A 22,354-nucleotide genomic window follows, 5' to 3' on the forward strand; every position below is an offset into this window, starting at 1 on the left:
GGTCCCCACGCAATGGGAGAGGTATGTCGTCCGAGAGCATTGCCCTAGGTCAACCCACCGTGGGCGAAGAGGAGCTCGCCGCCGTCGCCGAAGTCTTCCGGTCCGGGTGGCTGGCCGGCGCCGGGCCGGCGTGCCGTCGCTTCGAGGAACGGTTCGCGCAGGTCACCGGCACCGCGCACGCGTTGACGACCGCGAACTGCGGCTCGGCCCTCTTCCTGGGGCTCAAGGTCCTCGGCGTCCAGCCGGGCGACGAGGTGATCGTCGGCGATTACACGTTCCCCGCGACCGGCCACGCCGTCGTGCAGGCCGGCGCGAAGCCGGTGTTCGCCGACATCCGCCCGGACGTCTTCAGCGCGGACCCGGCGCACGTCGAGTCGCTGGTCACCCCCAAGACCGTCGGCATCCTCGCCGTCGACGTCGCCGGCCAGCCCGGTGACTTCGACGAATACCGCGCGATCGCCGGCAAGCACGGCCTCTGGCTGTTCGAAGACGCCGCGTGCGCCGCGGGCGCGACGTACAAGACCCGGCCGGCCGGCAGCCTCGCCGACCTCGCCGCGTTCTCCTTCCACGGCCGCAAGGGCATCACCGCGGGGGAGGGCGGCGCGCTGGTCTCCGACCGCGAAGACCTCATCGCCCGCGCCCGCAAGCTGCACACCTACGGCATCGAGCCGGCCATCAGCCGCGAAGGCTCGGACACGCTGCCCATCCCGGAGTTCCACGAGCTCGGCTACAACTTCCGCCTCTCGGACGTCCAGGCCGCGATCATGAACGTCCAGCTCGACCGCCTGCCCGACCTCCTCGCCGCCCGCCGCTCGGTCGCGAAGCGCTACCACGAGGCGTTCGCGGACGTCGGCGCGCTGACCGTGCCGGTGGAGCTGCCCGACCGCGAGCACCCGTGGCAGGCCTACCTGCTCACGGTCGCGCCCGAGGTCGACCGCGACACCCTGGCCCTGCGGATCCGCGCGCAGGGCGTCCAGTGCAACTTCGGTACCTACGCGTCGCACCTGCAGCCCATCTACGGGCCTCAGGCTCCGCTGCCCGTCTCGGCCGACGCCTTCGCGCGTCAGCTCGCCATCCCGATGCACGCCAACCTCACCGACGCCGAAGTCACCCGCGTCGGCGAGGTCGTGCGCGAAGCCGTGCAGTCCCTGTCCTGAAGCCGCCGACCGAGGAGAAATTGGTGTCCGACAAGAAGGTGCTCTTCACCGGGGGTGGCGGGTTCATCGCCGCGCACGTGATCCCGCTGCTGCTCGAGGGCGGCTACACGGTCCGGATCTTCGACAACATGACGCGCGGCGACCGCGCCCGTGTCAACGAGTTCGTCGCCACCGGCCAGGTCGAGCTGGTCGAGAAGGACGTCCGCTACGGCGGCGCGGTGCGCGAGGCGATGCGCGGCTGCACGCACGTCATCCACTTCGCGACGGTGTCGATCAACAAGTCGATCGCCGACCCGCACGAGTCGATCGACATCAACATGATCGGCAACCACAACGTGTTCGCCGCGGCCGCCGACGAGGGTGTCGAGCGGCTGGTGTTCGCCTCGACCGCGTCGGTCTACGGCGACCCGAAGCGGCTGCCGATGCACGAGGACGACGAGCTGCGCCCGCTCACGCCGTACTGCATCTCGAAGCGCGCCGGTGAGGACCTGCTCGGCTTCTACGAGCGGCAGAAGGGCCTCTCGTGGAACGCGCTGCGGTTCTTCAACGTGTACGGCCCCGGCCAGAAGATCGAGGCCTACTACACGTCGGTGATCAACCACTTCATCCAGCGCCTGCGCAGCGGCCGCCCGCCGATCATCGACGGCCGCGGCGACCAGTCGATGGACTTCGTGCACGTCACCGACCTGGCGCACGCCGTCGTCGCGGCGCTGGAGTCGGAGAAGGCGAACCTGCCGATCAACATCGGCACCGGCATCGACACGTCGATCGCCGCGCTGGCCAAGATCCTCATCGAGGCCGTCGGCGTCGACGTCGAACCGCTGTTCAACGACCGTGACGTGCTGGTCTCGCGGCGCGCCGCCGACATCAGCCGGGCGCGGGACGTGCTGGGCTGGGAGCCGCGGATCACCGTCGAAGACGGCATGCGGGATCTGGTCAAGGAAACGGAGTGAACGCCGACGTGCTCTTTCCCGCGGAGGCGTCATGAATGCAGCCACCGCGGGGCCCGCCCGAGGGCGTGCGATGCGCATCGCGGTGGTGAACAACTTCTTCCCGCCGCGCGTGGGCGGCAGCGCGCACATGGCGGCTTCGCTGGCGGCGCAGTTCACCGCGGCCGGGCACGAAGTCCTCGCGATCACGGCCGCGTACGGCGAGGCCCCGGCCGAGGAGGAGCGCGACGGCTACCGCGTCGTGCGCTTCCCGGCCGTGAAGATGCCGCAGATCGGCCTGTCGATCGACTTCGACATGAGCTTCGCGTCGCTGCGGCCGGGCAACTGGCGGCGGCTGTGGAAGCTGCTGGACGAGTTCAAGCCGGACGCGATCCACCTGCACGGCCAGTTCTTCGACCTGTCGTGGCTGGCCGGCATCTACGCGCGGCGCCGCGGCGTCCCGACCCTGCTGACCATCCACACGCTGCTGATCAGCGACAACAAGCTGTACGGCGGTGTCTTCCGGCTGCTCGACGCGGTGCTGGTGCGGCCGATCCTGGCGTATATGAAGCCGCGGTACGTCATCCTCGACAAGCTGGGCGTCGACTACTGCGTCGTCCGGTACGGCACGAGCGACGCGAACTCGGAGTACTTCCCGATCGCCGTCGACACCGGCCACTTCGCGAAGCCGGTGACGAAGGACGTCCGCGCGGAGCACGGGATCGGCGACGCGCCGCTGATCGTGTCCCTCGGCCACGTCATCCCGCTGCGCAACCGGCTGCCGCTGATCGAGGCGCTGCCGTCTATTTTGGACAAACACCCCGGGGTGCGGGTGGCCGTCGTCGGCCGCGTCTACCACGACGCGTTCCTGAAGCGGGCCGCCGAGCTGGGGGTTTCGGACGCGCTGGTCGTCACGGGCGCGGTGCCGAAGGAGGACGTCCCGGCGTACTTCGCGGCGGCGGACATCGTCACGCACGACCTCAACGGCGGCTGCGGCACGGCGTCACTGGAGGCGATGCTGTCCGGCACGGCGACGATCGCGTCGGTCACCGAGGACAACTACCCGGGCATCGAGCTGCGCAACGGCGAGAACGTGCTGCTCGTGCGCCCGGACGACGCGGAAGCCGTGGCGCGTACGGTGATCGAACTGCTCGACGACCCGGAGAAGCGGGCGCTCATCGCACAGCGGGAGAGCGAGCTGGTGCGGTCGAACTTCGGCCTCGACGTCGTCGCGGAAGAGCACCTTCGCACGTTCGAGAAACTGGTGTCGGAAGCCGATGTTCTTCGATGACGAGCGCAGCCACCGGCTGCGCCCGCAGATCCTGACCGAGCTCGTCTCGCAGTACATGAACGACGCCGAGCGCGCCCAGTTCTACGGGTTGCCCTCGACGTGCCGCGTGCGCGAGCGCGTGAAGATCATCAGCCCCGAGAACCTCAAGATGGGCGACCACTGCTGGATCGGCGAAGGCGCGGCGCTCGACGCGAGCGGCGGCCTGGAGATCGGCGAGCACACCAGCATCGGGCTGAACACACTGATCTTCACGCATTCGAGCTGGCTGGCGAACATGACGCTGCAGAACCACTCGGGCAGCGACCTGATCGAACGGAAGCCGGTCAAGATCGGCAAGGGCTGCTTCATCGGCGGCCTGGTGGTGATCATGGCGGGCGTGACGATCGGCGACTTCGCGACGGTCCAGCCGAACTCGGTGGTGGCCAAGGACGTCCCGCCGCGCACGCTGGTGGCGGGCAACCCGGCCCGGGTGTTCCAGCGCTACGACGAGGAGTACATCCAGTCCGAAGTGGACCGGGTGCGGGCGGAGAACGCCCGTCGCCGGGAGATCGCGGAGTCACAGGGGCAGAACACTTCGGGCTGGGGAGCTCCATCGGGCGACTACACAGAGCAGTAGCGATACGGCTGTCTGGCGTGAGAAGGTGACGTCCAGTAACCGATGGTGGGGAGAAGGCGGATGAGTGCCATGGAACGGCCTCACGATCTTCTGTCCCTCGACGACTGGATCAACCTGCCGGAAAACGCCGCGAGTTTCCGGGATCGCCGAACTCGAGTTCGCCGGCAACCCGCTCACCATCGACCTGAACGCGCTCACCACCCGGCGCGCCCAGCGGCCGTAGCGCCGGCCGGTTTTGGATGACGGCGGCACCGGCGCCGAACGCCGGCGCCGCCGTCGTGAAAACCGCCTGATCGACCCGGGGTCATCCGGCGGCTAAGCCCTGCGCACGGAACCGCACGCAGGCCAATCTAGTACTCAGTGACCGAGCGCGAGATATCGGTTACGCAACGTTTCAGCCGTGGCCGACGCCGGTGTCACCCGCCGGGAGCTCGGTGCCCGCCGCGTCGAAGGCCTGGAGGTTCTCCGGTTCGGCCACGCCCGGGTCGAACCAGAAGACCACCACGTTCGGGTCCTCGCTCCAGCGCGCCTGGTGCGCCACTCCGGTCGTGCCCCAGATGCGGCCGGTGATCTTCGCGGCCGGGCCGTAGTAGTAGCCGAACGCCGGGACCTCGTGGCCGTCGACGTTCAGGCCACTGGACACCGCGTGGAAGCCCGGTGCCTTGTCGGAGCCCGACGTCTCGTTCGTCGCCACCAGGTTCGTCAGGCCGCCCGCCGCGTCGCGGGCGCCGGCCATGATGCCGAACGTCGTCTCCGGGAGCTGCGGGAGCTGCACCGGTACGCCGTAGAACACCACGTCGCCGAAGCCCGACGGGATGACGTCGCCCAGTACGGGGGACGTGGCGACGGCGGCCGTGGGCGTCGCCGCGTTCGCCGTGGCCGAGACGCCGGACAGCAACATCGCCGCGGCGACCGTGCCGGCCGCGAGAATGCGCTTGCTCATGGGGCTTTCTCCCTCAGTCGGCTCCCGGCGACGGCCGGGAGCAAGATCGTCCACTCCCCAGTACGCGCGTAACCTCGAAAAGGTTGAGAAGCAACCTTCCGGCGCTTCGGCCGTCGCTGGGAAGGACGAAACGAGGTGACCATGGCGCGTGGCGACGAAGAGTTCGCGGAGTTCGTCCGCGCGTCGTCGGCCCGGCTCACGCACGCCGCGTTCCTGCTCACCGGTGACCGCCACCAGGCGGAGGATGCCGCCCAGACCGCCTTCACCCGCACCTACGCGGCCTGGTCGCGGGTCCGGCACAAGGACGCCTACGGCTACGCCCGGACCGTCCTGGTGAACCACGTCATCGACGGCTGGCGGCGGCCGATCCGCGAGTACGCCACCGAGGCCATGCCCGAGCAGCAGGACCGCCTCGACGTCGACAAGGCCGTCACCCAGCGCGCGTGGCTCACCGCCGTGCTCAAGACGCTCACCGACCGCGAACGCGCGGTCGTCGTGCTGCGGCACTTCTTCGACCTGCCGGAAGCCGACGTGGCCCGTGAGCTCGGCGTTTCACTGGGTACCGTGAAGAGCACGAACTCGCGGGCGCTGGCCAAGCTGCGGGTCGAGGCCGACCCGGAAGACACGTTGATCGGGAGGAGCGGACGGTGAACGATCTCGAAGACTTCCGTGCCGCACTCCGGCAGCCGCCCGAGGAGCCCTTCGCCGAACCCGACCTGGCCCGGATCATGGCCGGTGGCACGCGTCTGCGACGTCGCCGCCGGCTGCTGACCGGCACCGCCGGGGTCGCCGCCGCGGCCGCCGTCGTGCTCGTCGTGGTGTTCGCCATCCAGCTGCGGCAGCCCGCGTCCGCGCCGGTCGCGCAGCAGCCGCCGGCCCCGGCTCCCGCCGTGTCGACGACGGCCGGACCGTCCGCCGAGCAGCCGATCGGGGACGTCGTCGGCACCGGGATCCGGACGCCGTCCGGCGAGCTCGTCCTCTACGCGCGGGCCGTCGACGCGCCGGAGCTGCCGGGCGTGCGCTTCGGCCTGGTGGCCGGCTTCCGGTCCGGGACTTCGCTGCAGTCCGTGCTGGCGTCGAACGAGTTCCGCGGCTCCGACCGGTCGTTCGGCTTCCACGCCACCGACGGCGGCGAGGTGATCCGCGACCAGGTCATCCCGGTCTTCGGCTACTTCGCCGGCCCGGCGGCGAAGATCACGACCACGGTGCACGGCCGGACCGTCGAGGCGCACCTGGCCAGGTGGACCGCGGACCCGAACGTGGTCATCTTCTGGTTCCACCCCGACGTCGTCCCCGACGCCACCGCCCTCACGCCGCTGATCGCCTACGACGCCGACGGCAAGCGGCTCACCAAGTGAATCGTGACCTCTCGACGAGCTAGGCCGCGGCCTGCGTCAGCACCTGCTCGACGACGTGGTGCGAGGGCAGGATCAGGTCGCGCTCGGTGTCGGCGTCGATCTTGCCCTCGAGCAGGTCGCAGAACCGGTCCAGCTGGGTCGCCAGGGGCTCCCGGGCCGTGACGAGCTCCGGGATCTCGATGACCGTCTGCTGCCGGTAGCCGAGGCCGTCCGGGGTGACGGAGTCGTGCGAGATGTGCCGGTAGATCGTGACGTCGCGGCGCAGCAGGTCGATCTCGATCAGCCGGTCGAGCTCCGACACCATCAGTGACCGGACCTTCCGCTGGCCCAGCCGCGAGGCCGAAACCGTGGCCAGGCCGGTCGGGAACGACAGCACCGTCTCGATGGTGTCCTCGGCGCCGTCGGCGGACTGCGGGTGGAAGTAGCCCGCGCCGGACGTCACGCGCGCCGGCGTCGCCCCGCCGAAGAACTGGATCGCCAGGTCGACGTCGTGCACCAGCAGGTCCCACGCGACGCCGGTCTTGATCCGCGGCGCGTACGGGCCGTGCCGGCGCGCCATCAGGTGGATCGGCTCCTGGACCAGGGCCAGCGCGGTCATGACCGCCGGGTTGTAGCGCTCCAGCAGCCCGCACATCAGCGGGACGTTCTTCTTCGCCGACAGCGCGACGATCTCCTGCGACAGCTCGAAGCTGTTGCACACCGGCTTTTCCACCAGCATCGGCTTGTCCTGGCCGAGGATCTCCTGCGCCAGGCCGTAGTGCGCCTCGGTGGCCGAGGCCAGCACCACGGCGTCCACATCGGACAGTGAGCCGATCTCCGGCGTCCACTGCGTTTCGTACCGTTCGGCGACGGCCTTGCCCGCTTCTTCGCGCGGATCGATCACGCGGACCAGGTCGACGCGCTCGTTGCCGGCGAGCACGCGGGCGTGGAGGGAACCCATGTTCCCGGTACCGACAAGAGCGATCCGATGCGTCATGCGCCCAGTACCTCGCGAACGGTTTCGATGATGGTGTCCAGGTCGGACTCGGTCAGGTGCGGGTGCACCGGCAGCGAGAGCGCCTGCTCCGAAACCGCGCGGGCCACCGGGAAGTCTTCGACGCGCGCGCCCGGGATCAGGTCGTGACCCGCGTAGCAGTCGTAGTCGAAGACGATCTTGGGGTAGTAGATGCCGTTGCCGATGCCGCGTTCGGTCAGCGCCGCGGCGAGCTCGTCGCGCGAGAGGAAGGCGTGCGGCCCGACCAGCACCGTGTACTGGTGCCACACGTGCTCGCGGCCGGGCAGCACCTGCGGGAGGTCGAGGCCCGGCGTGCCCGCGAGGCCCTCCGACAGGCGCTTCGCGTTCGCCTGGCGCGCGGCGGTCAGCTGGTCGAGCTTCGCCAGCTGCGGGATGCCGACGGCGGCGTGCAGGTCGGTCATCCGGTAGTTGTGGCCGGCGACCTCGTACTGGTAGCGGGCACGCATGCCCTGGTTGCGCAGCACGCGCAGCTTGTCGGCCAGCGCGTCGTCGTCCGTGGTGATGACGCCGCCCTCGGCGGTGGTGATGTTCTTCGTCGCGTACAGCGAGAAGCAGCCGGTGCCGAACGAACCGGCCGGCTTGCCCTCGAACGACGCCCCGACGGCCTGCGCCGAGTCCTCGATCACCTGCAGCCCGCGCTCGGCGGCCAGTGGCGTGAGCTTGCCCATGTCCGCGGTCTGGCCGTAGAGGTGCACCGGCATGAGCACCTTCGTGCGGTCCGTCACGGCGGCCGCGACGTTTTCGGGGTCGATCGCGAAGTCGTCGCGCCGGATGTCGGCGAACCGGACGGTCGCGCCGGCCTCGAGGATCGCGTTCAGGGTCGCGACGAAGGTGAACGGCGAGGTGATGACCTCGTCACCCGGCTCCAGGTCGAGGACCTGCAGCGCGGCGACCAGCGCGGTGGTCCCGTTGTTCACCGCGATCGCGTGCTTGGTCCCGGAGACCGCCGCGAAGGCGTCTTCGAAGCGCTTGACCATCGGTCCCTGTGCGATGGCGCCGGAGCGCAGCACCTCGACGACGAGGTCCTCCGCGTCGCGGACGTCGACCACAGTGATGGGGATCATGGGCAGTCTCTCTCGGCAGGCGATTTCGGCGCGTCCGGTACAGTGAGCCGCCGGTTCTGCGCCCGGCCGCCCTGCAGCAACGCGGGCCACACGTTACCGGGCGCGGTAGCACGCCCAGTACCCAGCCGCCGACGAACGGACGACCACCCGTGGCCAACCGCATCCACCCGACCGCCGTCATCGGCGAAGGCGTCGAGCTCGGCGAGGACAACGTCATCGGGCCGTTCGCGGTGATCGCCGGGCCCACCCGCATCGGCGACGGCAACTGGATCGGCCCGCACGTGACGATCGGCACGCCCGGCGAGGACCGTGGCCGCCCGCACCCGGCCGCCTGGGAAGACGCACCGGCCGGTGATCCGGACCACGACGGGCACGGCGTGGTGATCGGCAGCCGCAACCGGATCCGCGAGTACGTGAGTGTCCACCAAGGGACCTGGCGGACAACGACCGTCGGCAGCGACGGCTACTACCTCCGCAACTCCCACATCGCGCACGACTGCCTGGTCGGCGACGGCGTCACGATCGCCTCCAACGCCGTCACCGGTGGCCACTGCCACATCTGGGACGGCGCGAACCTCGGCATGGGCGCGATCCTGCACCAGACGGTCGTGATCGGGCCGGGCGCGATGATCGGGATGGGCTCGGCGGTGCGGCGCGAGATCGGCGCCTTCACCATCGCCGTCGGCAACCCGGCCCGCGTCACCGGCGTCAACGTGGTGGGCCTGTCCCGCCGCGGTCTCGACGAGGAGACGATCGAGGCCCTCGGGCCGTGGCTGAAGGGCAAGGAAGGTCTCCCGGACGTCACGCTGCCCGGCGACCTCTCTACCTTGGTAAAGGCGTGGGACGCCCGCCCGCGCGAGGAACACTAGGAGTCATGGCTATGTCGGTTGCCCCCAAGCTGCGCGAGGTCTTCGTCGAGGCGCTGGACCTCGACGGCGACGTGGACGTGGAGAACCTGAAGTACCGCGACATCGAGGCGTGGGACTCGGTGGGCCACATGGCGCTGGTCGCGGCCATCGAGGACGAGTTCGACGTCGAGTTCGACACCGACCAGGTCATCGACATGTCGAGCTTCAAGGTCGCCGTCGACATGGTCACCGAGCTCCAGTCGAAGAATGACTGATTTGTCGGGTCGCGTCGCGCTCGTCACCGGCGGGACGCGGGGGATCGGCCTGGCCACCGCCCGCGCACTCGCCGAGGCGGGGGCGACGGTGGTGCTCACCGGCCGCGACGAGGCTCGCGCGAAGGAAGCCGCTTCTTCGGCGGGTGCCGCGGCCGGGCTCGTCCTCGACGTCACCGACGCAAAAGCAGTGTCTTCGCTGGTCAGGGGGGTCGCCAAGGAGCACGGCAAGCTCGACATCGTGGTGGCGAACGCCGGGATCATGGAGGACGCACTCCTCGGCATGATCCGCGAGGAGAGCATCGACACGACGCTGAGCACGAACGTCGCCGGCACGCTGCACACCGTCCAGGCCGCGGCCCGGGCGATGATGCGCAAGAAGTCCGGTTCGATCGTGGTGCTCGCTTCGATCGTCGGCGAGTACGGAAGCGCTGGTCAGACGGTGTACGCGGCGTCGAAGGCGGCGGTGGCGAACATCGCGCGTTCGGCGGCGAAGGAGCTCGGCCGGTCCGGCATCCGCGTCAACGCGGTCGCGCCGGGCGTGATCGAGACCGATCTCACCGCGGGCCTGAGCGAGGACGCGAAGGCCGGAAACTCGAGCCGGACGCCGCTCGGGCGGCTGGGCCGTCCCGAAGAAGTGGCGAACGCGATCCGGTTCCTGGTGAGCGACGACGCGTCGTTCATCACCGGCCAGGTGCTGGGGATCGACGGAGGCTTGGTGCTGTGACGTTGCTGGGTGCGGGAGCTCGGCTGGTGGACGTGGCCGGGGGCCGCACGCTGGCGGGCGCGGAACTGTCGGCCGGGGTCGGCCGCGCGATGGAGAAGCTGGCGGCGCTGCCCGCCGGTGTCGTGTTCGCGCGGATGTCGGTCGACCTGGACAGCGTGCTGACCTACCTCGGCGCGTTCGAGTCCGGGCGGGCGATCGCGCTGATCGACCCGGCGCTCGACGCCGACGTGCTGGCCGGCCTGGTCGCGCGGTTCCGGCCGGTGGCCGTGCTGTCGGCGTCCGGGGACGCACCTGACGGCTACACCACGCAGGGCTCCGATTGGGTCCGTTCGAGCGCCGAGGGCGTCCGGCCCCACCCCGACCTCGCCGTCCTGCTCCCGACCAGCGGGTCGACCGGCAACCCGAAGCTCGTCCGCCTGTCGCGCCAGGCGATCCTCAGCAACGCCGACGCCATCGCGCAGGTGCTGCACATCGACGCCGACGAGGTCGCGCCCACCTGCCTGCCGCTGCACTACAGCTACGGCCTGTCGGTGCTGAACTCGCACCTGGTGCGGGACGCGACCATCGTGATCGAGCCGTCCGGCGTGCTCGGCCGCGGCTTCTGGGACGCGGTGAACACCTACGGCGTCACGTCTCTTTCGGGCGTCCCGTACCACTACGAAATGCTGCGGCGGCTCAAGTTCGACCCCGCAAAGTACCCGACGCTGCGGACGTTGACGCAGGCCGGCGGGAAGCTGCGCGACGAGCTGATCGCCGAGTTCAACGAGAAGATGCTCGCCGTCGGCGGCCGGATGTACGTCATGTACGGCCAGACCGAGGCGTCGCCGCGGATGACGACGGTGCCCGCCGAACGGCTGGCCGAAAAGCTCGGTTCCGCCGGGCCGGCGCTGCCCGGCGGGAAGTTCGCGGTCCGCCGGGACGACGGCTCGGAGACCACGCACCCGAAAATTGTCGGTGAGGTCGTCTACCGTGGGTCCAACGTGATGATGGGCTATGCGGACGACGAGTCCGGACTGGCCAAGGGCGACGAACACGGTGGCGTGCTGGCCACCGGTGACCTCGGGTACCTCGACGAAGAGGGGTACCTGTTCATCACCGGCCGGCTCAAGCGCATCGGCAAAGTCTTCGGCAACCGCGTCAGCCTCGACGATCTCGAGCAGGCCGTGCGCACGGCGGCGGTCGGGATCGACGTGGTGGCCGCGGTGGCCGCCGGGGACAAGGTCGTGCTGTTCGCCGAAGGGGCGGACAAAGACATCTGCAAGGACGCGTCGCGGGCGCTGTCCGAGCGGCTGCACCTGCACGTCAGCGGGTTCGACGTCCGCCCGATCGACACCGTGCCGCTGCTGGCCAGCGGCAAGATCGACTACCGGACCTTGGAGGGGCGGGTATGAGCGTGTTCACGCGGTCGCAGGCCGACCGGGAAGCCTTGCTGCTGCCCGAGCTCGTGTCGCTGACGGCCCACCACCGGGCGAACTCCGAAGGCTACGACCGGATCCTGTCGTCGCTGGGAATCGTGCCTTCGGAGCCGTTCGGCTCGATCGCGGACCTGCCGTGGCTGCCGGTGCGGATGTTCAAGACGCACGACCTCAAGTCCGTCCCGGACAGCGAGGTGTTCAAGACGCTGACGTCGTCGGGCACCACCGGCGCCGGCGCGTCGCGGATCTACCTCGACAAGGAGGCGGCGGGCGCGCAGACCAAGCAGCTGGGCGCGACGCTGCAGGAGGTCCTCGGCGGCGAGCGGCTGCCGATGCTGATGGTCGACACGATCGGCATCATCAAGAACCGCCGTTCCTTCTCCGCGCGCGGCGCCGGCGTGCTCGGCATGGCGAACTTCGGCCGCAAGCACACGTACGTGCTCGACGAGAACGACCAGCCGGACGTCGAAGCGGTCAAGAAGTTCCTGGCCGAGTACGGCGACAAGCCCTTCCTGATCTTCGGCTTCACGTTCATGGTGTGGCTGTACCTCTACGAAGTCGCGCGTGACCACGGGCTCGACCTGTCGAACGGGATCCTGATCCACAGCGGCGGCTGGAAGAAGCTGATCGATCGCGCGGTGGACAACACCGAGTTCCGCCGCCGGTTCAAAGAGGACACCGGCCTGACCCGGATCCACAACTACTACGGGATGATCGAGCAGATCGGCACCGTTTTCCTCGAAGGCCCGTCCGGAAATTCGCTGTACTGCCCGGACTTCGCCGACGTCGTCATCCGGAACCCGGAGACGTGGGAAGAGCAGCCGGTCGGGGAGCCGGGCGTGATCGAGGTCGTCTCGACGCTGCCGCGGTCCTACCCGGGGCACGTGCTGCTGACCGAAGACCTCGGCGTCTGCAACGGCATCGACGACGGCGACTGGCCGGGCAAGCACTTCTCCGTGCTCGGGCGGCTGCCGAAGGCCGAGGCCCGCGGGTGCTCCGACACGTTCTCGGGGGCGGCGGCGTGACCACTCTGACCCAGCGTTTCCCCGCTGCTTCGCCTCTCGACGTCGGCTCTCTGGTCGGCGAACTGCGGGCGGCGCCGCCGGGCGGCCGGTTGCGCGTGGGCGATCCTCGGATCGTCGAGTTCGTCACGAAGTTCGCGCGCAAGCTGCTGGCCCCGGCCACCGCGCGCCGGTTCCCGGAGCTGGCGTCGCTCGGCTTCTTCCTGCGCAAGGGCGAAGTCGCCAAGGCACTGTCCACTCTGGACACTGCAGGCGGGGCCCTGCGGTTCCCGCGCGGACTGGTGTTCCACGTGCCGCCGGCGAACGTCGACACGATCTTCGTCTACTCCTGGGCGTTGTCGGCGCTGGCGGGCAACCACAACGTCGTGCGGGTGTCATCGCGTTCGGCCGGGGCCGCCGAGGCGGTGCTGGACGCGCTGAACGCCGCACTGTCCGAAGTGGACCCGGACACGGCCGCGGCGATCACCGCCACCCAGCGGATGGTGACCTACGACCGCAGCGACGAGGTGAGCGGCGCCCTGTCGCTGGCCGCCGACCTGCGCGTCATCTGGGGCGGCGACGGCTCGGTCGCGGCCCTGCGGAAGTACCCGCTCGCCCCGCACGCGCGTGACCTGACGTTCCCGGACCGCTCGTCCTTCGCCGTCGCGTCGGTGGCGGGGTGGCAGCGAGCGTCCGCCGAAGAGCGGCGTTCGGCCGCCGAGGGCTTCTACAACGACTCGTACTGGTTCGACCAGGCGGCCTGCTCGTCCCCGCGCGCGGTGTTCTGGGTCGGCGACGAAGCCGGTGCCGCCGCGGCCGGGAGTGAGTTCCGGACGCTGCTCGCGGCGGTGCTGGAGACGAAGCAGCACGTCACCGAGCCCGCGATGGCGGTCCAGAAGCGTGTCTCGGCGTACGGCGCGGCGGTCGACGGGCTGGTCAAGGAGATCGAGTTCCAGGGCAACGGCCTGGCGACGCTCGAGCTGGCCGACCCCGCGGTGCTGCCGCGCGAGTGGCTCGGGGCCGGCACGTTCGCCAACGCGCGGGTGTCTTCTTTGTCCGACTTGGTGCCGATCGTCCTGCGCAAGGACCAGACGGTCAGCCAGTTCGGCTTCACGGCCGAGGAGCTGACGGCGTTCGCGCACGAGCTCGCGGGCCGCGGCGTCGACCGGATCGTGCCGTTCGGCTCCGCCCTGACCTTCTCGGCGGTGTGGGACGGCTACGATTTGCTCTCCGAGTTCAGCCGCCTGGTCACGGTGCAGGCCTGAGGGGATGCGTCGATGACGACTGTCGAGGACTTGCCGGCTGCCGGTAAGCCGCCGAAGTCTGCCAAGGCCAAGATCCTCGACGTCGTCCGGTGGGTGGCGATCCTGCTGGTCATCGGCTTCGCGGCCAAGCAGCTGGCGGCCAACTGGGGCGAGTTCTGGCACACCCTGCGTGACGTCGCCTGGGAGTCGTCGCTGCTGAGCCTGGTCGCCCTGGTGGCGGCGATCCTGGTGTCGACCTGGGGCTGGCAGATGATGGTCGACGACCTGGGCGAGCCCATCGGCTACGCCCGCGGCGCCCAGATCTGCCTGGTCGGCTCGCTCGGCAAGTACGTGCCGGGCTCGGTCTGGGCGTACCTGCTGCAGATGGAGCTGGGCCGCAAGGCGGGCGTGGCCCGCGCCCGGATCTTCACCGGTTCCCTGATCCAGCTCGGCGTGGGCATGGTGTCGGCGCTGGTGGTGTCGCTGCTGGCGGCGCCGGCGGTGTTCAGCAACAGCCCCCGCGCGCTGTGGCTGTTCGTGCTCATCCCGCTCGGCCTGGCGATGCTGCACCCGAAGATCCTCACTTGGGGCACGTCGCTCGTCCTGCGGATCCTCCGCCGTCCGCCGCTGGCGCACCCGCTGGGCTGGGCGGTGATCGGCAAGGTCTTCGGCGCCTCGACGGCGGCGTGGTGCCTGCAGGGCGTCCACCTGTGGCTGCTGGCCAACTCCGTGGGCACCCCGGGCATCGGCGGCTTCGTCCTGTGCGTGGGCGCGATGGCCGTGGCGATGACGGTGGGCACGTTCGCGTTCATCCTCCCCAGCGGCGTCGGCGTCCGCGAGGTGGCCCAGGTGGCGGTGCTGACGGCCAGCGGCCTGACGGTCGGCCAGGCCGCGGCGTTCGCGGTGGCTTCCCGGGTGATGTTCACGGTGGCCGACCTCCTCACGGCCGGCTTCGCCGCGGTCGCGGCCCGCTCGGCCCGCCCGGCGGTCACCTCCGGCTGAGCCGGTGGTCCACTGCTTGTCCCCCGGTTGTCCACAAGGCTTACGCACATGTGGACAAGCACGTCCTCGGTCGCGGTCCCGCACCCGATCGGGTTATGTCGACGAGGCGAATACCCTGCTTGACTGTCGCCCGGCGAGGCGGTCCCCCCGTTCGAGTGAGGGCTCGGTCCACGGGAAACGCCTCGCCTCCGGTGATCGATAACCTGACCGAGGAGCCGGCCGGGCGGGTGCGGTGACGAGGTGGAGGGGGCCGGGTGGTCTACGCGGTCGTGGTGGCGTGGCTGGTCGTCGCCGCGATCGTGGTGCTGACCTGGCACCGCCTCGACGCCGACCGCGGCTGGCGCGCCTTCGTCCTCACTCTCACGCTCGGCCTTTCCCTGCTGCACCAGCTGCTGTTCGCGACCGTCACCGAGGACGCGCTCGTCACCTTCCGCTACGCGCAGAACATCGCCGACGGCAACGGCCCGGTGTTCAACCCCGGCGAACGCGTCGAGGGGTACACGAACTTCCTCTGGCTGGTGCTGGTCGCCCTGCCGCGCGCCGCGTTCGGCGCCGACATCCGCACCACGGCCGTCGTCTTCGGGGTCTTCGCCGCGCTCGGCTGCGTGCTCTTGTCCTGCTTCCTGGCCAACCGGATCGCCGCCGCGGCCGCCCCGGACGGCGCCGAGCCGCGACCCGCGATCGGGGTGGCCGCCGCGGTGCTCACCGCGAGTGCCGGCGGCCTCGCCGTCTACGGCGCGTCGGGCTCCGAAGTCCCGCTCTTCGTGCTGCTCGTCCTCGCCGTCGGCTACGCGCTCGCCGCGCGCCGCCCGGTGGTCGCCGGGGTGCTCGTGGCCTTCGCCGTCATGACCAGCCCGGAAGGCCTGGTGGTCGCGGTGCTGGCCGGCCTGTGGCTCGTCGGCGCCGCGCTCAAGCAGCGGCACAGCTGGTGGGCGCCGGTGGGGTACGCGCAGGGCGCGCTGGTCTTCCTGGTCCCGCGGCTCGCCTGGCGCGTGACGTTCTACCAGCACTACATCCCCGCGCCGCTGGCCGCGAAGCTCGGCGGGCCGCTCAGCGGGCACCTCGCCGCCGGCTGGCCGTACCTGTCCGGGTTCGCGCTGGCCCACCAGGGTTTCCTGCTGCTGGGCCTGGTCGCCGCGGTCGCGCTGGCGCTCCGCCACCCGGCTCGGGGCGGCGCCCCGGATGTCTCAACCGCAGTTCGGGGGTTCCGGGTGGCGGAGCCCCCGGCCCGGGGCGGAGCCCCGGATGTCTCAACCGCAGTTCGGGGGTTCCGGGTGGCGGAGCCCCCGGCCCGGGGCGGAGCCCCGGATGTCACTGCAGTTCGGGGGTTCCGGGTGGCGGAGCCCCCGGCCCCGGTTGTCACCGCCGTCGAGGCACGGGCCCTGCTCTGGCTGCTGTTGGCGACGGCCGCCGGGCTGGCCACGGCCGCGGTGCTCGTCGGTGGCGATCCCGGTCCGTCGTGGCGGCTGCTGGCCCCGGTGCCGCCGCTGCTCGCCGTCGCGGCCGCGGGAACGTTCGGCGTGCTCACGGCGACCGCCGCCGGGAAGCCGTCGCCGCGGCCGAAGCCCGTCGCGCCGCGGCTGGTCCCGGTGATCGCCTGCGGGCTCGCCGGCATCGCGGTCTTCGTCTCGGTGTTCAGCCCCGAAATGCTCGACCGCGTGCGCAACTGGCACGCGCACGGCACCGAGCTCGCCGAGATCGGTGGCTGGCTGGGTCACTACCTGCCGCCCGGGTCGGTGGTCAGCGGCGCCGCGCCCGGCGCGCTCGCCACCCACGGCGGGCAGCTGCTCATCATCGACGTCCTCGGCCGCACCGATGACCACATCGCCCGCGAAGGGCGGTACGACGGCGGCGTCGCGACCGACTACGACTACGTCGTCAACGGCCGCCGTCCGACCGTCGCCGTGCCCGCCGACGGCGGCTACGACGACCGCCAGCACTGCGCGATCGATCCGGTGTACGCGGGCAAGTACGAGGTCGCCACCTTCCGCCGCGTCGGCACGCCCTTCTGGGTCTCGGTGTACCCACGGGCGGAACAGGCGAAGTCGCTGGTCGCCGACCTCGACAAGGGCCCGGACTTCCGCTACGTACCCTGTCCTTCGTGAAACTGGAGGCCCCGGACCGGCAGCTGGGCGCGCAAGCGCGGCTCGGGATCGGGGTGTTCGGCGCATCGCTCGCCCTGTTCGTCGTCCGGTTCCTGGTGCCGCGGCCGATCGCGATGTCCAACAACGGTGACGGCGGCCGCGTGCTGTGCGGCGCCGGGATCACCTGGAAGGGCCTGCCCGAGCCGTTCGTCCACCTGCTCTACCCACCCTCGCCGGGGCCGGCGTGCCGTCCGACGTACCTGCTGACGCAGAGCTGGCTCGCGGACCTGGCCGTCCGGATCGGACGGCTGGTCGGGCTCCACGGCACGCTGAGCCTCGTCATCCTGGGCCTGCTGAGCAGCGTGGTCGCCGCGGCGGCGATCACCACGATCGTGCTCGGCCTGCCGCACCCGCGCCGGACCCGGCTGGCCGTGGCGGCGGGGCTCCTGCTGGTCGTCGCGGACTCGGCGTTCTTCGGCTACTTCGCCGCGATCCTCGGCGAAGGTGCGGCCTTCCTCGGCCTGCTGCTCGCCGCCGGCGGCCTGCTCCTGACCGCGCGCGAGGGCCGGTGGAGCTACGCGGGCATGGCCGTCACGTTCCTGGGCGGCGTCCTGGCGGTCAACGCCAAGGTCCAGACGCTGATCATCCTGCCGGTCCTCGCGGTGGCGATCCTGCTCGTCCGGCCGGGCACGCTGCGCGGGGCCAAGCGGTGGGCGTCGGCGGTGCTGGTCATCGGCGCGATCGGGGCTGTCACGCTCTACGCGCAGCAGAGCGTCGAGCCCGCGCGAGCGCCCGACGGCACGTACACGGAGTTCCCGGGCGACGACTCCCGCGAGATCAACGTCTTCAACTCGATCTTCCTCAACATCGTCGACGGGAAGCACGACACGCAGGCCGACCTGGCCGAGCTCGGGCTGCCGCCGTCGTTCGCGCAGTACGCGGGCAACGGCTGGTGGCACCCGCACCCGGCGACGATGGACCCGCGGTACCCGCAGTACCGCGACCGGATCAGCCGCCGGAACGTCGTGACGTACTTCGCGACCCACCCCGGCCGGACCCTCGAAGTGCTCGACCGGGCCGCCACCGACCAGCTCACGGCGCGGCCGGGCTACCTCGGCAGCTTCGACCAGAGCGCCGGGTTCCCGCCGCACGCGCAGGAGTTCCGGGTGCCGGTGGTGTCGTGGCTGACCGGCCTGATCGCCCCGCTCGGGCTCTTCGCGCTGGTGCCGATCTGGCTGCTCGTGCTGGCCGCAGCCTGGTCGCGGCGGCGGACCGCCCTCGGTGTCGTGCCGGCCTTCCTGCTTGCCGTTTCCGTGACGCAGTTCGGCACCGCGGCGCTCGGCGACGGCATCGAGGGCATCAAGCACCAGTCGGTCGCGCTGTTCGCCATCCTGCTCGCCGTGGTCCTGTCGATCCCGCGTCCGGCCCGTGTGAGTTCGCCCGCTTTGTGTTCTTCCCCGCTGAACAGCGGCCAACAACCTACGGTCCCGTAACCTTGCCGGATGGCTGACCTCGTTTACCCGCCCGTGATCGCGGCGGCCCGGACCATGTTCCGGGTACTCGACAACCGCATCCGGATCGAGGGGGCGGAAAACATCCCGCGCCGTGGCGGCGCGGTCATCGCGTGCAACCACATCAGCTACCTCGACTTCATCTTCTGCGGGCTCGGCGCGCGCCCGGCCAAGCGGCTGACGCGGTTCATGGCGAAGAAGGAGATCTTCGACAACCGCATCGCCGGGCCGCTGATGCGCGGGATGCACCACATCTCCGTCGACCGCTCCGCCGGGCTGGCCTCCTACCGCGAGGCGCTCGAAAAGCTGCAGGCGGGCGAGGTCGTCGGCGTCTTCCCCGAGGCCACCATCAGCCGGTCGTTCACCGTCAAGGAGATCAAGTCGGGCGCCGTCCGGATGGCCGCGGCGGCCGGTGTCCCGGTGGTGCCGATGGCGCTGTGGGGCACCCAGCGGCTCTGGACGAAGGGCCGTCCGAAGGACCTCACCCGGCGGCACGTGCCGATCTCGATCCTCATCGGCGAGCCGATGCACCCGGCGAAGGGCGACGACTGGGACGTCGTCACGAAGGAGCTGCGCACCCGGATGAGCGCGCTGCTCGACCGCGCCCAGGCCGAGTACCCCGCGCAGCCCGCGTCCGACGAGGAACGCTGGTGGCTGCCCGCCCACCTCGGCGGCACGGCGCCCACGCCGGCCGAAGCGGCCGAGCTCGACCGCAGCTAGTCCGTTGCGCGGGCCTGGCGAGTGCCGGCTCGCTGGGCCAGTGCCTCGTTCATGGCCCTGAACTGGGGCAGGGTGTGGTCGCGCAGCTGTCCCCGGAAGAACGGCACCAGCACACCCGAGAAGCGCTCGGTCTGGACGAGCCTGACCCGGCCGGGCCGCACGGGCTCGATCAGGAACGAGTGCTCGCCGTCGAACACGGCGCCCGGACCGAGCTTGCCCAGCCAGCGCAGCTCACGGCCGGGCGTCACGGTCAACACGGTGGGGGTGAACGTGGTTTCCCCGGTGGCGTCGCGCATGGTGTTGGTCAGGGTGGCGCCGACCTCGACGGTGCCGCTGGAGGAGACGATGAAGGGGTTCCATTCGTCGTACGCCTCCAGGTCGGTCAGTACCGACCACACCTCGTCCGGCGTGGCGTCGAGCTCGATCGAGGCGCTGAGGGTGTACGGAACGGCGTTGCTCCAGACGGCGTAACCGGCGAGGGTGGCCAGCACCAGGGTCACCGCCACGAGCAGTCGCTTCCGTCTCGGCTTCTTCTCGCGCCCCTGCGGGTGGGCGGGGTGCTCGGTGCGGGTCATCGTTGCTCCTTTGTGGACATGGCGCCGTCGAGGGCGGCGCTGACGAGACGTTCGAGGTAGCTGTCGTCGACCCGCGCGCCGGTGATGAGCACGCGGTAGTAGAGGGCGCCGGCCAGCTGGTCGAGCAGCAGCACCGGGTCGGTGCCGGACCGCAGTTCGCCGCGCTGGGTGGCCCGTTCGACGAGTTCGACGGCGAGCCTGATCCGGCGCGCGTACACGCCCCGCATGGCCTGACCGACGTCGGCGTGCCGGGCCGCGGCCGCCACGAACTCCGCGACGATGCCGGCGGACGGGTCGGTGTCGTGGGCCGGGCGCCCGGCCCGGCGCACGCCGTCCAGTGCGGCGGCGATCTGCTTGAGGTAGGTGCTCAGGTCGGCGCGCACGTCACCGGTGTCGGTGACCGGCACGTCGCGGTCGAGCATGTCGGCGTACACGGCGATGGCGAGGTGGTCCTTGGTCGGCCAGCGCCGGTAGAGGGTCGTCTTGGCCACCCCGGCGCGCTGGGCCACCTCGTCGATGGCCAGTCCGGCGTAGCCGGCGGTGAGCAGTGCGTGCCGGGCGGCTTCGAGGATGCGACGGTCCGCGTCGCTGTCGCGGGGCCGGCCGCGAGAGGTGTCCATCGTTCTCCCTATATACGATACGAGCGTTTCGTAAATAGGGTAGCTGGCCGCCGCGCACTTACGCAACGCCAGTTTCGAAAGTCGGGGCTAGAACCAGCGCTCGAGGACCTGCGCGACGCCGTCCTCGCCGGCCGGGCCGGTGACCTCGTCGGCCACCGCGAGCAGCTGCGGGTGCCCGTTCGCCATCGCGACGCCGTGGCCGGCCCAGCGGAGCATCTCGACGTCGTTGGGCATGTCGCCGAAGGCGATCACCCGCTCCTGCTCGACCGCCAGCCGCTCGGCGACGTCGGCGAGCCCGGTCGCCTTGGTGATGCCGTGCGCGGACAGCTCGACCAGGCCGCCCGACGACGAGTACGTCACGTCGACGTCCCGGTCGAACAGCGCGTTCACCGCCTCCGCCATCTCCTCGGACGACATGCCGCGGTGGCTGACCAGCAGCTTGATCGCGGGGTGCCCGAGCACCTCGGCACGCGGCGCGGTGCGGCCTTCGCCGTCGCCCCACGGGTTGTGGTAGTCCGGCTCGATCACGAAGTTGCGCATGTCGTGGTCCACCGCGCCGGTGCTGACGCGCTCGGTCGCCAGCCGGCAGCCGGGCAGCGCCTTGTCGAGCGCGTGCGCGATGTCCTGCAGCAGCGTCGGCTGGAGCAGGCCGTGCACCTCGACGATCTCTTCGGTGGCGCAGTCGTACAGGACCGCGCCGTTCGCGCACACGGCGTACCCGGTCAGCTCGAGGGGCCTCGCGATCGGGGCGATCCACCGCGGCGGCCGCCCGCTGGCCAGCACGAACGGGACGCCGGCCTCGATCGCCCGGCGGACGGTCCCGATCGTGCGGCCGGTCAGGGATTCGGAGGGGCCGAGCAGGGTGCCATCGACATCGGACGCGATCAACTGGGGTCTCTCCACCCGGCCATTGTCCCTGACTCGTTCGGGGGAAGCCCTGCCCGTCCGTGCGACTGTCGGTGGTAGCGGATAACGTCCGGCATTGTGCGAGTTGGCATCGTGATTCTCCCTGAAGATCGTTGGTGGGCTGCCGAGCCGAAGTGGCGAGCCGCCGAGGAGTACGGCTTCGACCACGCGTGGACGTACGACCACCTGGGCTGGCGCAACCTGGTCGACGGGCCGTGGTTCTCCGCGATCCCGACCCTGACCGCGGCGGCGATGGTGACGTCCCGCATCCGGCTCGGCACGTTCGTGGCGTCCCCGGTCGCCCGCCACCCCGTGCCGTTCATGCGTGAGCTGAACACCCTCGACGACGTCTCGGACGGTCGGCTCGTCCTCGGCGTCGGCGCGGGCGTCGACCACCTCCACTACGACGGCGCGGTGCTCGGCGCCCCCGAGTTGACGCCCAAGCAGCGCGTGGACCGCTTGACCGAGTTCGTCGAGGCGCTCGACGGGCTGCTCATGACCGACAAGTTCGACTTCGACGGCGAGTACTACCGGGCCCGCGAGGCCCGCAACCTGCCCGGCCCGGTCCAGCGCCCGCGGCTGCCGTTCGTCGTCGCGGCGAACGGCCCGCGCACGATGACGCTGGCGGCGCGCTTCGGCGCGGGCTGGGTGACGACCGGCAAGGGCGGCGAGACCGCCGACGAGTGGTGGCGCCGGGTGGCGGACCTGACCAAGGTCTTCGACCAGCGGCTGGACGCGGCGGGCCGGGACCGGGCGAGCATCCAGCGGCACCTCAGCCTGGACGCGTCACCGGTGTTTTCGCTGAGCAGCGTGGAGGCGTTCCGCGACGCGGTGGGCCGGGCGCAGGAGCTCGGTTTCACCGACGTCATCTCGCACTGGCCGCGGTCGTCGTCGCCCTACGAGGGCCGGGAAGCCGTCCTGGAGCAGGTCGCGAGCGACGTCCTGCCGGAGCTGCACTAGTCCGAACGGGTGACTTCGGGGTGTTCGGGAAACCGATTGCCGCTCCGCAGGCGTCGGTACTTGCAGACGTCCGAAATCACCCCGGGGGTGCGGGGG

23 protein-coding genes are annotated in these 22,354 nt (G+C 70.8%); 17 read left to right on the plus strand and 6 right to left on the minus strand.

Features of this window, described 5'->3' with window-relative positions; genetic code table 11:
• Nucleotides 1-23 precede the first annotated feature (23 nt).
• The 4 genes from ACLJQE_RS05830 (at nt 24) to ACLJQE_RS05845 (ending at nt 3,993) form a co-directional block, all read left to right on the plus strand.
• The gene (locus ACLJQE_RS05830) at nt 24-1,157 is read left to right on the plus strand and encodes a DegT/DnrJ/EryC1/StrS family aminotransferase (RefSeq protein ID WP_410637922.1); all 1,134 of its coding nucleotides are present in this window, start codon (nt 24-26) and stop codon (nt 1,155-1,157) included.
• Between the two features lie 23 nt (nt 1,158-1,180).
• A complete protein-coding gene (locus tag ACLJQE_RS05835; RefSeq protein ID WP_410637923.1) occupies nt 1,181-2,110 on the plus strand; it encodes an NAD-dependent epimerase/dehydratase family protein in 930 nt (309 codons plus the stop codon).
• Nucleotides 2,111-2,180: 70 nt separating this feature from the next.
• Nucleotides 2,181-3,377, plus strand: coding sequence for a glycosyltransferase family 4 protein (locus ACLJQE_RS05840; RefSeq protein WP_410637924.1), 1,197 nt, complete (start codon nt 2,181-2,183; stop codon nt 3,375-3,377).
• Entirely contained in the window at nt 3,364-3,993 is a 630-nt protein-coding gene (locus tag ACLJQE_RS05845) for an acyltransferase (RefSeq protein WP_410637925.1), read from the plus strand. The genes ACLJQE_RS05840 and ACLJQE_RS05845 overlap by 14 nt, the downstream gene beginning before the upstream one ends.
• 394 nt (nt 3,994-4,387) lie before the next feature.
• Here the strand turns inward: ACLJQE_RS05845 and ACLJQE_RS05850 are convergent, their stop codons facing one another.
• Nucleotides 4,388-4,936, minus strand: coding sequence for a hypothetical protein (locus ACLJQE_RS05850; protein ID WP_410637927.1), 549 nt, complete (start codon nt 4,934-4,936; stop codon nt 4,388-4,390).
• Between the two features lie 141 nt (nt 4,937-5,077).
• Here ACLJQE_RS05850 and ACLJQE_RS05855 point away from each other — a divergent pair, with 141 nt between their 5' ends.
• Together ACLJQE_RS05855 and ACLJQE_RS05860 are read left to right on the plus strand one after the other, a co-directional pair.
• Nucleotides 5,078-5,587, plus strand: coding sequence for a SigE family RNA polymerase sigma factor (locus ACLJQE_RS05855; protein WP_410638329.1), 510 nt, complete (start codon nt 5,078-5,080; stop codon nt 5,585-5,587).
• Nucleotides 5,584-6,294, plus strand: a complete 711-nt coding sequence (locus ACLJQE_RS05860; protein WP_410637928.1) for a hypothetical protein — start codon at nt 5,584-5,586, stop codon at nt 6,292-6,294. Before ACLJQE_RS05855 ends, ACLJQE_RS05860 begins: the two co-directional genes overlap by 4 nt.
• Before the next feature lie 19 nt (nt 6,295-6,313).
• Here the strand turns inward: ACLJQE_RS05860 and ACLJQE_RS05865 are convergent, their stop codons facing one another.
• Both ACLJQE_RS05865 and ACLJQE_RS05870 read right to left on the minus strand, forming a co-directional pair.
• Complete coding sequence (locus ACLJQE_RS05865; RefSeq protein ID WP_410637929.1) at nt 6,314-7,270, minus strand: Gfo/Idh/MocA family protein; 957 nt, start codon at nt 7,268-7,270, stop codon at nt 6,314-6,316.
• A complete protein-coding gene (locus tag ACLJQE_RS05870; protein WP_410637931.1) occupies nt 7,267-8,373 on the minus strand; it encodes a DegT/DnrJ/EryC1/StrS family aminotransferase in 1,107 nt (368 codons plus the stop codon). Before ACLJQE_RS05870 ends, ACLJQE_RS05865 begins: the two co-directional genes overlap by 4 nt.
• Nucleotides 8,374-8,522: 149 nt before the next feature.
• Between ACLJQE_RS05870 and ACLJQE_RS05875 the strand changes: the two genes are divergently transcribed.
• From ACLJQE_RS05875 to ACLJQE_RS05920, 10 genes are all read left to right on the plus strand, one after another.
• Complete coding sequence (locus tag ACLJQE_RS05875) at nt 8,523-9,242, plus strand: UDP-N-acetylglucosamine acyltransferase (protein ID WP_410637932.1); 720 nt, start codon at nt 8,523-8,525, stop codon at nt 9,240-9,242.
• An 11-nt stretch (nt 9,243-9,253) separates the two neighbouring features.
• Complete coding sequence (locus ACLJQE_RS05880) at nt 9,254-9,496, plus strand: acyl carrier protein (protein ID WP_020642783.1); 243 nt, start codon at nt 9,254-9,256, stop codon at nt 9,494-9,496.
• On the plus strand, nt 9,489-10,220 hold the full coding sequence (locus tag ACLJQE_RS05885) for an SDR family NAD(P)-dependent oxidoreductase (protein ID WP_410637933.1): 732 nt from the start codon (nt 9,489-9,491) through the stop codon (nt 10,218-10,220). Before ACLJQE_RS05880 ends, ACLJQE_RS05885 begins: the two co-directional genes overlap by 8 nt.
• A complete protein-coding gene (locus ACLJQE_RS05890; RefSeq protein ID WP_410637934.1) occupies nt 10,217-11,611 on the plus strand; it encodes an AMP-binding protein in 1,395 nt (464 codons plus the stop codon). The genes ACLJQE_RS05885 and ACLJQE_RS05890 overlap by 4 nt, the downstream gene beginning before the upstream one ends.
• Nucleotides 11,608-12,660 (plus strand): acyl-protein synthetase, encoded by a 1,053-nt coding sequence (locus ACLJQE_RS05895; protein WP_410637935.1) that lies wholly within the window; start codon nt 11,608-11,610, stop codon nt 12,658-12,660. Before ACLJQE_RS05890 ends, ACLJQE_RS05895 begins: the two co-directional genes overlap by 4 nt.
• On the plus strand, nt 12,657-13,901 hold the full coding sequence (locus ACLJQE_RS05900) for an acyl-CoA reductase (RefSeq protein WP_410637936.1): 1,245 nt from the start codon (nt 12,657-12,659) through the stop codon (nt 13,899-13,901). Before ACLJQE_RS05895 ends, ACLJQE_RS05900 begins: the two co-directional genes overlap by 4 nt.
• A 12-nt stretch (nt 13,902-13,913) precedes the next feature.
• Complete coding sequence (locus ACLJQE_RS05905; protein ID WP_410637937.1) at nt 13,914-14,882, plus strand: lysylphosphatidylglycerol synthase transmembrane domain-containing protein; 969 nt, start codon at nt 13,914-13,916, stop codon at nt 14,880-14,882.
• 254 nt (nt 14,883-15,136) lie between these two features.
• On the plus strand, nt 15,137-16,987 hold the full coding sequence (locus ACLJQE_RS05910) for a hypothetical protein (RefSeq protein WP_410637938.1): 1,851 nt from the start codon (nt 15,137-15,139) through the stop codon (nt 16,985-16,987).
• The gene (locus tag ACLJQE_RS05915) at nt 16,984-18,459 is read left to right on the plus strand and encodes a hypothetical protein (protein ID WP_410637939.1); all 1,476 of its coding nucleotides are present in this window, start codon (nt 16,984-16,986) and stop codon (nt 18,457-18,459) included. Before ACLJQE_RS05910 ends, ACLJQE_RS05915 begins: the two co-directional genes overlap by 4 nt.
• A gap of 9 nt (nt 18,460-18,468) precedes the next feature.
• Nucleotides 18,469-19,197, plus strand: a complete 729-nt coding sequence (locus tag ACLJQE_RS05920; RefSeq protein WP_410637940.1) for a lysophospholipid acyltransferase family protein — start codon at nt 18,469-18,471, stop codon at nt 19,195-19,197.
• On the opposite strand, the gene ACLJQE_RS05925 is transcribed toward ACLJQE_RS05920, so the two are convergent.
• The 3 genes from ACLJQE_RS05925 to ACLJQE_RS05935 all read right to left on the minus strand — a co-directional run bounded on the left by ACLJQE_RS05925 (nt 19,194) and on the right by ACLJQE_RS05935 (nt 21,280).
• The gene (locus ACLJQE_RS05925) at nt 19,194-19,772 is read right to left on the minus strand and encodes an SRPBCC family protein (RefSeq protein WP_410637941.1); all 579 of its coding nucleotides are present in this window, start codon (nt 19,770-19,772) and stop codon (nt 19,194-19,196) included. The genes ACLJQE_RS05920 and ACLJQE_RS05925 overlap by 4 nt on opposite strands.
• Nucleotides 19,769-20,392, minus strand: coding sequence for a TetR/AcrR family transcriptional regulator (locus tag ACLJQE_RS05930; RefSeq protein ID WP_410637942.1), 624 nt, complete (start codon nt 20,390-20,392; stop codon nt 19,769-19,771). Before ACLJQE_RS05930 ends, ACLJQE_RS05925 begins: the two co-directional genes overlap by 4 nt.
• An 87-nt stretch (nt 20,393-20,479) precedes the next feature.
• Entirely contained in the window at nt 20,480-21,280 is an 801-nt protein-coding gene (locus ACLJQE_RS05935) for an HAD family hydrolase (RefSeq protein WP_410638330.1), read from the minus strand.
• Between the two features lie 96 nt (nt 21,281-21,376).
• Between ACLJQE_RS05935 and ACLJQE_RS05940 the strand changes: the two genes are divergently transcribed.
• Nucleotides 21,377-22,258, plus strand: a complete 882-nt coding sequence (locus ACLJQE_RS05940; protein WP_410637943.1) for an LLM class flavin-dependent oxidoreductase — start codon at nt 21,377-21,379, stop codon at nt 22,256-22,258.
• Nucleotides 22,259-22,354: the final 96 nt, after the last annotated feature.

It is taken from the genome of Amycolatopsis sp. lyj-346 (assembly GCF_046548975.1).
Taxonomy (GTDB): Bacteria; Actinomycetota; Actinomycetes; order Mycobacteriales; family Pseudonocardiaceae; genus Amycolatopsis.